The sequence below is a fragment of the Pyxidicoccus sp. MSG2 genome (assembly GCF_026626705.1).
GTDB lineage: Bacteria > Myxococcota > Myxococcia > Myxococcales > Myxococcaceae > Myxococcus.
In genome coordinates, this window is record NZ_JAPNKC010000001.1 from 4,766,681 (window position 1) to 4,778,886 (window position 12,206).

Genomic DNA, 12,206 nt, shown 5'->3' on the forward strand with positions numbered 1-12,206 from the left:
GAAGAGGCACCCAGCCTACAGGAGCGGGCCGCGAATGGTACGCGCACCCCTTCACGTGACGGGTACGCCCTCCCGGGAACTTGACTCAGCGTGGAACGACGACGGTGAACGTCGCCCCCTGCCCCGGGGCGCTGTCCACGTGGATGCGGCCCCCCAGCGCGTCCACCACCTGCTTCACAATCCAGAGTCCCAGGCCGAAGCCGCTGTAGTGACGCTCGCTCGCCAGCCGCTCGAACTTCTGGAACAGCCGGGCCTGGTCCTCCGCGGAGATGCCCAGGCCCCTGTCCTTCACCCGCAGCGTGACGGCGTCCGCGCCGTCCTCCAGCTCCAGGTCCACCGGCTGGCCGTGGCCGTACTTGAGCGCGTTGGACAGCAGGTTCTGCACCACCTGGTCCAGCCGCAGCCGGTCCCACACGCCCTCGACGGACGCGGGAATTCGCAGGCGCAGCTCGCACCCGGCCCGCGCCGCGTCCTCGGCCGCGCGCGCCGCCACCTCGCGCGCCAGCTCCGCCAGGTCCATCGGCTCGGGCTCCAGCTTCAGCCGGCCCTCGGTGATGCGAGAGACGTCCAGCAGCTCGCGGATGAGGCTGGCCAGCCGCGCCACCTGCCGCTGGGCGGACTGGAACTTCGGGCCCACCGCCGGGCGGCCGGGGTGCGCGTCCAGCGGCAGCTGCTCCACCGCGCGCTGCAGCGTTTGCAGGTTGAGCGCCAGCGAGGTGAGCGGCGTGTTCAGCTCGTGCGAGGCCACGCCGAGGAAGGTGTCGCGCGCGGCGACGGCCTCCTGCGCCTCGCGGTAGAGGGCCGCGTTGTCGATGGCGGCGGACGCGCGCAGCGCCAGTTCCTGGGCCAGGTACAGGTCCGCCTCGGTGTAGTGACGGTCCGAGTCCGCGTACACCAGCGTCAGCGCGGCGATGATGCGTCCCCGGCTGCGCAGGGGCACGCAGATGAGGGAGCGGATGCCCAGCGCCCGCACCGCGTCGCGCCGCACCGGGTCCGACCCGGCGGCGTCCACCATCTCCTGGGTGAGGTGCTCCACGAACTCCGGCTCGCCGGTGCGCAGCACCTTGCCGATGCCACCCGCCGCGCTCAGCAAGGGGGGATAGCGGGCGTGGAAATCCATGGCCACCCGCACGCGCTCCGGGTCCTGGTGGGCCACCACCAACTTGCGCACCTGACCGTCGGGCTCGGGCATGTCCACGGCGCACCAGTCCGCCAGCGACGGCACCGCCACCCGGGCCACCGCCGCCAGCGTGCGCTCGTAGTCCAGCGACGAGGACAGGAGCGCGCCCGCCTCGGCGAGGAAGCGCGTGCGGGCCTCGGCGCGCTTGCGCTCGGTGATGTCCGTGCGCTGCGCCTCGAACAGTCGCACCCGCTCCAGCGCCTGCGCGGCGTGCTGGGTGAGAATCTGGAGGAACCAGCGCTCCGCGTCCTCGAAGAGGTGCGGGCCCTGGAACCCGAAGGCCACCCCGCCGATGACCCGTCCCTCCACGTGCAGCGGCAGGCACGCCGCCGTCATCTCATCGCGCAAGACCACCCCGTGGGCGCGCTCGTCCGAGGCAGGCACCCGCCGCGCATACTCGGCCCAGCTCGGCATCCACACCGGCTCGCCGCCCCGCACCGCCTCCGCCACGGGCACCGGGGCGTCCACCGGAAAGGCGCTGAAGACCGCCAGCGCCTCGGCGCCAAAACCGCGCGACTGCATCATCTCGAGCCGCCGCCCCGTGCCGTCCAGCAGCCAGATGCCGCAGTTGATGGCGCCGAGCGCGCTCACCCCCACCTCCAGCACCGCCCCGGCGACCTCCGGACCGGAGAGCGCCTGCCCCAGCAACCGCGTCACCTCCTGGAGCCGCCGGGCATACTCCGCCGTGCGCTCCGCGCGCGTCCTCGCCTCGCGCTCCACCTCCAGCAGCGCATCCGCGGGGAGCCGGGCCTTCGCGCTCGCGGCCTCCCCGGACACCGGGGTCCGCGGGGCTCCGGGAAGGTCCGCGGCGATGAGCCAGAGCGCCTCCGCATCGGCGTGGACGCGCACGTCCAGCCACCGCACCGGGGAGAAGCGGTACTCGAAACGCTCCGGCCGCCCGCTCTCCTCCACCCGCGCGAGGGCCTCGTGAAGCGCGCGCCCGTCCGCTCCGGGGCGCACCTCTTCCAGCGTGCGGCCGACGAGCGCGCCGAGCGCGCCGCCGAAGAGCCGCTCCGCGGCGGCATTCACGTACCGGAAGCGGCCCTCCCGGCTGAACGCCGCGATGGCCTCGGGGAGCTGAGCGAGGAGGTCCCCTGGGAAGCCGAGCCCGGGGTGCGACTCGGGAGGTGCGGACACGGTTGCAGGCGTAACACCAACACCGTGCCCATCGAATGGCCCTGAAGCGCCCCGGCCCGGCAAGTGTCCACGGCCGGGGCAATCCGCCTGTCAGCGACTGAACCGCGCGCTCAGAAGTTGAGGCCGAGCTGCAGCTGCGCCAGCGGGCCGCTGGTCATCGTCTTGCGCGGGAAGTACCAGCCGGCCAGCGCGGACAGGTCCACCGGCCCCCACGAGTAGCCGACGAGGCCACCGGAGAGCATCTCGAACTCGCGGCCGGTACCCTTCACCTCGCCAGGCTCGTCCACCACCTCCTGCTGGAAGCGCGTGTTGACGCCGACGATGAGCTTCTCGCCCAGCAGGTAGCCCAGGCCCACGTGGCCCTCGAGGTCCGCCTCGCGCTTGGACACGCCCGTGCCGGCGACGAAGTTGGCGGTGCCCAGCAACTGGCCCCAGCGCTTGCCCGCCGCGAGGAACACCTCCGCCTCGCCGCCGTCGGACGCGAAGCCAAGCTGCTTGTAGCGCACGCCCGCCGACGCGTTCAGCCCGTCCGCGGCCTGGTTGAAGAACTGGTACTTCACCTGCGCCTCCGGGCTGAAGCCCTTGCCCGTGCCCATGCGCAGCTCACCGCCCGCGCGCAGCGACAGGTGCTCGAGCACGTTCATCTCCACCCGCTGGGAGATGCCGTAGGAGTCGCCCACGCCCGTGCCGCCCTCCCGGGCGCTGCCGCCCGTCTCCGCGCGCACGTCCGTGGGCGGCGTGGCCGCGCTCTCGGACAAGGTGAAGAAGCGGTCCATGCTGTTGAGGTTCTGCTCGAGCTCGGTCGTCGTCGTGTCCTCCGCCAGCACGACGGCGGGCGCCAGCGAGAGGCCAGCGGCCAGGACGAGGGAAGGAAGAGACTGGGAAGTGGGCATGGCGCGGGAGCATAGAGAGTTTTCGGGCCGCCGTTCCTGCCCGGGGGCCCGCGCGCAGGGCAGGCAGCCGGGAAGCGCCCCGGGTGTCCTGGATGACGCGCCGTGCCCCACACGCGGAGCGCGGCGCGTCATCCACGCTTCGTCATGTCGAAGAGCGCGCGCGCCTGGGGGCCGAGGAAGCCGTCGAAGTCCGGCGCGCGCTGCGCAATCTCGAAGTACGCGTAGGGCCACGCACGCGTGCCGCCGCCCCTCAGCGTCACCGGCAGCGGCGCGGCGTGGGTGGCCGTCTGCCGCAGCGACGTGCCGGCGGCGCCCTCGATGTCCGCCTTCATGGGCACGCCCGCCTCGCGCATGCGCCGCTGCCACGCCTCCACGTCATCCACCGTGCCGGTGAAGTGGTTCACCTTGCGACCGAAGGCGAGCAGCCAGGCGCCGTACTGCGACTCCCTCTCCAGCTCCAGCAGCGCGGCCTCGTCCGGCGGCGGCGGCGGGGAGAACCACGCGGCGAGCGCGTCCACGTCCTCGGGCGCGGGCACGTCCTCGGGCAGCGCGGCGAGCAGCTCGCGGGCGCGCGGGGACAATTCCTCCTGCTTCAGCTCGGAGATGAAGACGCGCGGCAGCCCGGCGGGATGGGACATGTAGATGGCGGACAGGTGCGCGTCCGGGAAGGTGTACGTGCCCGCGGCCTTCCAGCCGAGCCGCTCGAAGGGGCGCGAGAAGAGGGCGATGCCGCCGCCGGGCCGCGCCAGCGAGCGCAGCGCGACATGGTCATTGCGGAAGCGGCCTCCGGAGAGCTGGACGAAGGTGCGCGCGTAGGGCACCTCGGCGGCGTAGCGCTCCCAGAGCAAATCGAGCAGGCGGGTGGCGTGGGCAGTCGTCATGGCGCGGCAATGTAGCGCCCCGTCCCGGGCAGCGTCGCCGCGCACGGTCCACCGTTGGCCGGGTGACGGGGCCGCTCATGTCGGATGGCCGCGCGGGCGCGAGCGCGTTAACCGGGCCGGCCATGACGACGATTGCGAAGTCGGCCGCGAAGTCAGCTCCGAAGGTGGCCGCGGTGGTGGGAGCGGGCCCCGGGCTGGGCACGGCGCTGGCGTGGCGCTTCGCCCGCGAGGGCTACACGGTGGGCCTCTTCGCCCGGAGCGAGGGGACGCTGCGCCAGGTCCAACACGACGTCCAGCAGGCCGGAGGAAACGCGAGCATCTACCCCACCGACGCCACGGACGCGGGCGCGGTGAAGGCGTCCTTCGCCCGGCTGCGCGAGGAGCACGGCGCCCCGGACGTCTGCGTCTACAACGCCGGCGTCTTCCACATGGCGGGCTTCCTGGAGACGTCGCCCGAGGACTTCGAGTCCTCGTGGCGCATCAACTGCCTGGGCGGCGTGCTGTGCGCGCGCGAGGTGCTGCCCGCCATGCTGGAGGCGGGGCGCGGCACGCTGCTGTTCACCGGCGCCACCGCGTCGCTGCGCGGCGGCCCGCGCTCGGCGAGCTTCGCCGCGGGCAAGTTCGGACTGAGGGCCCTGGCGCAGTCCCTGGCCCGCGAGTTCGGCCCGCGCGGCATCCACGTGGCCCACGTCGTCATCGACGGCATCATCGACACGGACCGCACGCACGCCCGGGGCGGACCGAAGCCCGCGCACCGGCTGTCGCCGGATGCCATCGCCGAGACGTACTGGCAGCTCCACCGGCAGGACGCTTCCGCGTGGACGCAGGAGCTCGACGTGCGGCCCGCGCCCGAGAAGTTCTAGCTGGGGGGAGAAAAAAGAGCGGCGGCGCGCGATTCCAGGTCCTTGGAGGGGACTTCACTGCTGGAAACGCGCGCCGCCGTGCAGCGCGGAGGCTGCTAGAGACTCGCCTTGGAGTTTCGAGTCTCTACACCGATGGTATGCATTGACTTCCTTCCCGCCACCACTCCTCACCGCCCGGAAGCGAGCGCGGGAATAGGGTGTGCCGGGGGAAAACGCCAGGGGGAGGCAAGCACCTTCACCAACAGCGCATTGCGCCATCCTGAAGCACAGCTAATTGACACGTTCGACACGGTAAGATTACGCCATGGATGCGCGAGAGCCCCTCGGCCAGGTCCGCGAAACTCCTGGGCTTTGAGAGGTTGAAGGCGAGAGTGGGGACGAGCCCCCAGGCCCGTCCCCACCCCCTGCCAGCGCGGACTCCCACACCGGAGCCCGCGCCGGTGGCAGTGGAACGCGCCCGCCGGTGAATCTTCCCGGCGTCCGGCGCGGAGGCTCAGTGCAGGTGCTCGGGGTGCATGGGCAGGCCGTGGAAGAAGCGGCGCCCGCTCTCGAAGCGGCGGTGGAAGCAGAGGCGGTCCTCCATGTAGAGCCGGGCCATGTCCTCCTCGCCGTAGGCGCGGAAGAAGGTGGCGCGGGCCTCGTCGCAGGCCACTTCGTACTCCACGCACAGCGCTTCCCAGTCCTCGGGCGTCTCCTCGTCGTCGCGCCAGACGCCGTCGCCCACGCCGTACTCGGCTTCCATCAGGTCCAGCTCGCAGGCGAGCCGGCGCACGCGGGGGTCCTCGGCGATGGCCTCGTCCGCCATGGCGGTGAGGATGTGGGCCACCAGGAAGAAGCCCGCGTCCGGCGGCACCACGCCCTCCTCGCGCGCGGCGCGGAAGGCCACCAGGAGCTGCGCGTCCATGGCGTCGTCGCCCAGCTCCAGCAGCCGCGCGGCCAGCCCTCGCCACCGGGCCTCCGTCTCGCGGGCCTCCTGGAGGGCCAGCGTCAGCTCCTCGTCTCGCGTCTTCTTCATGGCGTGCTCCTGAATGAAAAGTCCCCCCAGACTCCCATCCGGGTCTGACGTCTGAGCGGTGAATCCCGGGGTGTCGGAGCTGGCGGTTGCAGGCCTCCGCCGTCGGGTGGAGGACGCGGCGGGTGGCCCGAGTGCGGTGGTGGACGTGGGGTTGCCCGGAAGTCCATGCTCCGTGCCACCTTGCCCGTCACGCTCCGCCCCGCCTCCGCCTCGGACGAGGCGTTCCTGTTCACCCTGTACGCGAGCACGCGCGAGGGCGAGGTGGCCATGTGGGGCTGGGCGCCCGCGCAGCGTGACGCCTTCCTGCGCATGCAGTGGATGGCGCAGGGCCGGGACTGGGCGACGCGGTACGCCGGGGCGGACCACCGGGTGGTGCTGGTGGATGGCGCGCCCGCCGGGAGGCTGCTGGTGACGCGCGGCGCGAAGGAGTGGCGCCTCGTGGACATCGCCCTGTTGCCGGCGCACCGGCGCGCGGGCGTGGGGACGCGGCTCTTGCGCGAGCTGATGGACGAGGCCGCGAAGGCCCACGTCCCGCTGCGGCTGCGCGTGCTCTCCGCCAGCCCGGCACGCGCGCTGTACGAGCGGCTCGGCTTCCGGCCGGAGCCGGCGGCGGCGACCCCAGGTCCGATGACGGACGCGGACCCGTACCTCGCCATGGAGTGGTTGCCGGGGCCGCGCGGGGGCTGAAGCTCCCGGGCCCGGGCTTCGAGAAGACACGGCATGCGCCTGGAACACGAACGGCCCGCGAGCTGATTGCTCGCGGGCCGCCGTGTGCCGTCGGGGGACGACTCGGGGGGAACTAGAGGAAGAGGTTCTCCGGAGCCGGAATCACCGTGCTGATGGTGTAGCCCGCGGTACCGGCCGTGGCCGCGACGAACGCCTGGCCCGCGACGGGGTTGCCGTTGCCGCCGTTGCCGCCGTTGCCCGCGGTGGCACCGCCGCCGCTGCCGGGCTGGTTGGTGCTCGAGGAGGAGGCGTCCGTACCGGCGGCGCCACCGCTCACGAGGAGCTGGGAGCCGGGCGCGTTGATGGTGCCCGCCGCGATGAGGTGGATGATGCCACCACCACCACCACCGCCGCCGCCGGCACCCGCCGCACCACCGTTGCCATTCACCCCCGGGCCTCCAGTGCCACCCACCGCCCGCAGGAAGCCGGTCACGGTGATGTTGCCCTGAGAGCCGACGACGATGATGCCGCCACCGCCGCCACCGGGGCCCGGGATGTCCGTGGCGCCACCCGGGTTGATGCCGCTGGCGCCGTTGGCGTTGATGGCGCCACCCGCCGCGACGCTCACGTTGCCGCGCGCCACGATGACCAGCGAGCCACCACCCTCGCCGCCCGTGACGGCGCCCAGCGAGATATTGCGGTCACCCGCGCCGCCCGCCAGCGGTCCCGGACGCCGCACGTGGGACGCCTGGAGCACGCCCATGCCGATGCCGCCGTGGATCTGCCCCGCGGGGGCCAGGGACACGCCAGGGTTCGGCGCGCCGTTGCCGGAGTCCTGCGTGCCCGCCGCCACGATGATGGTGCCCGTGCCCGTCACCGAGACGCTGCCGGTGGCGCGCAGCACCGTGCCGCTGGGGACGATGAGGGTGCCGCTGATGGTGATGTCGGTGAACTGCAGGTGGTGCCTGCCGGCCAGGGAGTTGAAGCCCGACACGGTGGTCAGGTCCAGGGTGTTGCCGAACGCGACGTTGAACGAGCCGCCCGAGCCGTCACCGTAGACGCCGGTCGAACCCGCGGGGCCCTGCGGACCCGTCGCGCCCGTCGCACCCGTGGCGCCCGTCGCGCCCGTCGCGCCCGTCGCGCCCTGGGCGCCCGTCGCACCCGCCGGACCCTGGATGCCCTGGGGACCCTGGGCGCCGTTGCACACGTAGCGCGTCAGCGCGGCGTTGATTTCGCCCGCGTCCAGCGTGCCATTGTTGTTGGCGTCCGAGCCGAACTGGAGCCGCGCGCCGCCGGTGGCGCAGTTGGCACCCGCGGGCTCGGCGGCGGTCGCCGCCACCGAGTGGAGGCCGGCCGCGCCCTGCGGGCCCTGCGGACCCTGGAGGCCCTGGGGACCGGTGGCGCCCGTCGCTCCCTGGATGCCCTGCGGACCCTGGGCACCCTGCGGACCCGTCGCGCCCTGCGGGCCGGTGGCGCCCGTGGGGCCCGTGTCGCCCGTGTCACCCTTCACGCCCTGGGCACCCTGCGGACCCTGGGCGCCCTGCGCACCCGTCGCGCCCGTCGCTCCCTGGATGCCCTGCGGACCCTGGGGCCCGTTGCACACGTAGCGCGTCAGCGCGGCGTTGACTTCGCCCGCGTCCAGCGTGTCGTTGCGGTTGGTGTCGACGCCCGTCTCCAGCTTCACGCCGGAAGTGGCGCAGTTGGCGCCCGCGGGCTCCGTGGTGGTTTTCACCAGCGCGCTCAGGCCGACGTTGCCCTGGTTGCCCTGGGGGCCCTGCGGGCCCTGGGGACCGGTGTTGCCCGTGTCACCCTTGGCGCCCTGGGGACCGGTGGCGCCCTGGGGACCGGTGGCGCCGGTGTTGCCCGTGTCGCCCTTGTCGCCCTTGTCGCCCTTCAGACCCTGGATGCCCTGGGGACCGGTGGCGCCCTGCGGACCGGTGGCGCCGGTGTCGCCCGTGTCACCCTTGGCGCCCTGGGGACCGATGTTGCCCTGCGGGCCCTGGATGCCCTGGTCGCCGCGCAGGCCCTGCGGGCCCGTGGGACCTTCCGGACCGACGTCGCCGCGGTCGCCCTGCACGCCGTTGCACAGGTGGCGCGTCAGGTCCGCGTCCACCTCGTCGTTGTCCAGCTCGCCGTCGCCGTCGGTGTCGATGCCCGCCTCGAACAGCACGCCGCCGGTGGCGCAGTTGGCGCCCGCGGCCTCCGCGCTGGTGCGCACCAGTGCGCTCAGGCCGGTGTCACCGCGCGGACCGCCCGCGGGGCCCTGGGGACCGGTGGGACCGATATCTCCCTTATCGCCCTTCTCGCCCGCGGCGCCGGCCGCACCGGCCGCACCGTCCGCACCGTCCGAGCCAGCGGGACCCTGCTCACCCTGGGGGCCGCGCGCACCTGCGGGCCCCTGTGGACCCTGTGGACCCTGTGGGCCCTCCTTGCTTTCGTCGCACCCCGACAGCACCAGCAGCGCCGCCAGCGGGAGTGCCTTCAAGAACGTCCAATGGGTAGGGCGCCGCCAATTCACGTGAGCCATCTTTAAGCATCTCCTTGTCGTGGGACTCAGTGCCGGGGGCCAGAGCAAGCCCCACGCCAGATCGCGGTCAGGGGTAGCCGCGCGCGTGCTTCAGCAATGAGGAGGCGATTGTGTATCGAGTCGACCCCGCAGGGCCATACCCCCCCTGCGCGTCCCCCTGGAACGCGGTTGCGTTTGGACCCGACGCGTTGGCCGCGACATGGGGCGAATCCAACCCGTCGTCCTCGAGGAACGCAGTTGCGTCTCGGCCGGACGCACCGACCTGACGCGACACCCACGCAGGGCGGCGCACGCCCCTGTGGGTGACGCATCGCGACTCATGGAATCCCGACTTCGGGCGTGTGGCCGGTCCTTTGCTCAGCGAGCAGCCGACGTGCTCTGCTGCGTCTGAAACGCTCTTCAACTCAAGCTCCTCAACTCAAGCTCCTCAACTCAAGCTCCTCAACTCAAGGAAGGTGTACGTGTCCGAGCCATTCATCGGTCAGATCATGATGTTCGGTGGCAACTTCGCTCCGCGCGGCTGGGCGTTCTGCCAGGGGCAGCTGCTCTCCATCGCGCAGAACACCGCGCTCTTCTCCATCCTGGGCACCACCTACGGCGGCAACGGGCAGACGACGTTCGCCCTGCCGGACCTGCGGGGCCGGTATCCCATGCAGCCCGGCCAGGGCCCGGGCCTCTCGCCGCGCACGCTGGGCGAGCAGGGCGGTAGCGAGACGGTGACGCTGATTGCGAACCAGATGCCCGCGCATACCCACTCGCTGACGGCGAGCAACTCCGCGGCGGACCAGCCCATCCCCGAGGGCAACGTCACGGCCACGCGCATCGAGTCGGGCGTTCCGGTGAACTCCTACACCACGCCCAACAACATCAACACCACCATGGCGCCGAACTCCATCGGCATCGCCGGCGGCAGCCAGCCCCACAACAACATGTCGCCCTTCCTCTGCGTGAACTTCATCATCGCGCTGGAAGGCATCTACCCGTCGCGCAACTGAAGTCGTCTTGAAACGACACGGCGCGCCCCGCTCCCAGGCTTCGGGAGCGGGACGCGCCGGACGCTTCCCCCTCTACGCGGCTCCGACTACGGCAGCGGCACGAGCCGGTCCACCGCCGCGGTGCCGGTGTACTGCGTGGGCGTGTTGAGGAAGCCCTTGAGCTGCACGCGCCAGGTGCCCGCCGCCGGGTGCGGAATCGACACCGACTCACCGGTGGAGGTGCCGTTGGCGCTGGAGCCCACCAGCTCGCCGTTGGGCCCGTAGACGTTCATGTCCAAATCGAGCGCCGGGTTGCCCCAGTCGGTGGTGATGCGCAGCGCGCTCGCGCCTTCGGGCACGACGACGCCGTGGTTGTCCTCGGCGGCCAGCAGCGTCACGTCCGCGACGGGGATGTTGATGCTGGTGTCCACGCTCCCCGTCCAGCCCGGCAGCATGGTTGTCTGCGTGGAGTAGCGCGTGCCCGCCGTCTCGGAGGCGACGCGCACCGCGGCGTACGCATCCGCGTAGCCGGCGCCCACCTCCCACACTTCGAGCTGGCGCGTGGTGCCGTCCGCGTTCTTCGCGAACATGGGCTTCGCGGTGGAGGTGAGCGCGGCGAGCACGCTGTCCATGTTCATCGCCGGGTTGACCTCCAGCATCAGCGCGATGACGCCGGCCAGGTGCGGGGTGGCCATGGAGGTGCCGGAGATGGACGCGTAGAAGGGCTCCGGGTGCAGCGCGTCCAGGCCGAGGTACGGCGGGACGATGGCCGGGTTGCCGGTGGTGGCGCGCGCCGCGACGATGTTCACCCCGGGCAGGGTGATGTCCGGGTGGTGGAGCGCGTCACCGGGCACGCCGCGGCTGGAGAAGTCCGCCAGCGCACCGGGCAAATCCTGGCTGACGAGCGGGTTGGTGGCCCCCATCGTGTCCTTGGCGGTGCCGGCCGCGACGGAGATGACACACGGCGAGGCGCTGTACGGGTTGAGCGTGTCCGCGTCCGGGCCCTCGTTGCCCGCGGCGAAGACGACGACGACGCCCAAATCATAGGCGCGCTTGCTGGCGATGGAGATGGGGTTGAACGGCGCGAAGCGGCCGGTGGTGCCCCACGAGTTGGAGATGACGCGGACGTTGTGCGTCTCGCGCACGTCCGGGTCCAGCAGGAAGTCGAAGCCCTCCACGCTGTAGAGGATGCTGATGGCCTCGCCGGCGCCCACGCCGAGCAGCGTCGCCCCCGGCGCCACGCCCTTGTACTTGCCACCGGAGCGCGCGCCCGAGCCGGCGATGGTGCTGGCGCAGTGCGTGCCATGTCCGCTCGTCAAGTCACTGTCCGGCACGTCCACGTAGAGCGCGCCGCCCACCGGCACGCCCGACACCGGGGCCACCACCTTCACGTTGCGGGCGATGTTCGGGAAGTCGCCGTGCGTGCCGTCGATGCCGGAGTCGATGACGCCCACGCCGATGCCGGCGCCGGTGGCCTGGAAGGCGGTGCGCGCGGTGTCCGCGCCGATGTACGCCACGCTCTGGTCCAGGAAGTACTGCAGCGGCCGGTCCTCGTAGATGGAGAGCAGGCCCAGCGGCTGGAGCTGCGTGCGCAGCAGCGTCAGCACCAGCGGCGTGACCGGCAGCTTCACCACCACCATGGGCAGGGCCTTCAGCGTCCCCAGCCCCTTGCCGACCTGCAGCCCCAGGAGGCCGGACAGCGTCGTCACCGCGGGCGCCAGCGCCGCGTCGGTGTTGAAGGACAGGATGAGCGTGCGCGTGGTGCCGTCCGCCTTCAGCCCCGGGTCCACCACCGCCTGGGTCAGCGCGGACTGGGCCTGCGGGGTGGCGTAGAGCGCGGCGCAGGCACTGGGGGCGGCGGCCGTCGGGGACTCGACAATCTTCTTGGAGGTGCGGCTCGCGGCGGCGCGAACCGAGCCGGGTGCGGCCGACGGAGACACTGTCTCGGACGGCTGCCCCGAGCCGCATCCCAGTGCGGCACAGGTGGTGACGGCCCAGCCCAGCGACTTCAACCGCTTCATGTGGAGTACCCCGGCGAACGAGGCCCGGTGCATCCGGGCATGAAGATGT

9 protein-coding genes are annotated in these 12,206 nt (G+C 72.3%); 3 read left to right on the plus strand and 6 right to left on the minus strand.

The genetic code is table 11. The annotated features are described in order from the left end of the window. Positions 1-85: 85 nt before the first annotated feature. From OV427_RS18415 to OV427_RS18425, 3 genes are all read right to left on the minus strand, one after another. On the minus strand, positions 86-2,317 hold the full coding sequence (locus OV427_RS18415) for a GAF domain-containing sensor histidine kinase (RefSeq protein ID WP_267857427.1): 2,232 nt from the start codon (positions 2,315-2,317) through the stop codon (positions 86-88). Between the two features lie 110 nt (positions 2,318-2,427). Beyond that, entirely contained in the window at positions 2,428-3,210 is a 783-nt protein-coding gene (locus tag OV427_RS18420) for a hypothetical protein (protein WP_267857428.1), read from the minus strand. Between the two features lie 128 nt (positions 3,211-3,338). Then, on the minus strand, positions 3,339-4,091 hold the full coding sequence (locus tag OV427_RS18425; RefSeq protein WP_267857429.1) for a DUF1338 domain-containing protein: 753 nt from the start codon (positions 4,089-4,091) through the stop codon (positions 3,339-3,341). Positions 4,092-4,213: 122 nt separating this feature from the next. Between OV427_RS18425 and OV427_RS18430 the strand changes: the two genes are divergently transcribed. After that, complete coding sequence (locus tag OV427_RS18430; protein ID WP_267857430.1) at positions 4,214-4,954, plus strand: SDR family NAD(P)-dependent oxidoreductase; 741 nt, start codon at positions 4,214-4,216, stop codon at positions 4,952-4,954. A gap of 493 nt (positions 4,955-5,447) precedes the next feature. Here OV427_RS18430 and OV427_RS18435 read toward each other — a convergent pair whose 3' ends face one another. Next, entirely contained in the window at positions 5,448-5,969 is a 522-nt protein-coding gene (locus OV427_RS18435; protein ID WP_267857431.1) for a hypothetical protein, read from the minus strand. A gap of 165 nt (positions 5,970-6,134) precedes the next feature. On the opposite strand from OV427_RS18435, the gene OV427_RS18440 reads away from it, so the two are divergent. Next, positions 6,135-6,656 (plus strand): GNAT family N-acetyltransferase, encoded by a 522-nt coding sequence (locus tag OV427_RS18440; protein ID WP_267857432.1) that lies wholly within the window; start codon positions 6,135-6,137, stop codon positions 6,654-6,656. A gap of 112 nt (positions 6,657-6,768) precedes the next feature. Here the strand turns inward: OV427_RS18440 and OV427_RS18445 are convergent, their stop codons facing one another. Then, on the minus strand, positions 6,769-9,162 hold the full coding sequence (locus OV427_RS18445) for a DUF7151 family protein (protein ID WP_267857433.1): 2,394 nt from the start codon (positions 9,160-9,162) through the stop codon (positions 6,769-6,771). Positions 9,163-9,623: 461 nt separating this feature from the next. Here OV427_RS18445 and OV427_RS18450 point away from each other — a divergent pair, with 461 nt between their 5' ends. Next, a complete protein-coding gene (locus OV427_RS18450) occupies positions 9,624-10,157 on the plus strand; it encodes a phage tail protein (protein WP_267857434.1) in 534 nt (177 codons plus the stop codon). Positions 10,158-10,243: 86 nt separating this feature from the next. On the opposite strand, the gene OV427_RS18455 is transcribed toward OV427_RS18450, so the two are convergent. Next, a complete protein-coding gene (locus tag OV427_RS18455; protein ID WP_267857435.1) occupies positions 10,244-12,157 on the minus strand; it encodes a S8 family serine peptidase in 1,914 nt (637 codons plus the stop codon). Between the last annotated feature and the right edge of the window lie 49 nt (positions 12,158-12,206).

What these genes read in the sequence shown, in the direction of transcription:
- OV427_RS18420 (WP_267857428.1), bottom strand. Translation starts at nt 3,210, where the DNA reads ATGCCCACTTCCCAGTCTCTTCCTTCCCTCGTCCTGGCCGCTGGCCTC.
- OV427_RS18425 (WP_267857429.1), bottom strand. Translation starts at nt 4,091, where the DNA reads ATGACGACTGCCCACGCCACCCGCCTGCTCGATTTGCTCTGGGAGCGC.
- OV427_RS18430 (WP_267857430.1), top strand. Translation starts at nt 4,214, where the DNA reads ATGACGACGATTGCGAAGTCGGCCGCGAAGTCAGCTCCGAAGGTGGCC.
- OV427_RS18435 (WP_267857431.1), bottom strand. Translation starts at nt 5,969, where the DNA reads ATGAAGAAGACGCGAGACGAGGAGCTGACGCTGGCCCTCCAGGAGGCC.
- OV427_RS18440 (WP_267857432.1), top strand. Translation starts at nt 6,135, where the DNA reads ATGCTCCGTGCCACCTTGCCCGTCACGCTCCGCCCCGCCTCCGCCTCG.
- OV427_RS18445 (WP_267857433.1), bottom strand. Translation starts at nt 9,162, where the DNA reads ATGGCTCACGTGAATTGGCGGCGCCCTACCCATTGGACGTTCTTGAAG.
- OV427_RS18455 (WP_267857435.1), bottom strand. Translation starts at nt 12,157, where the DNA reads ATGAAGCGGTTGAAGTCGCTGGGCTGGGCCGTCACCACCTGTGCCGCA.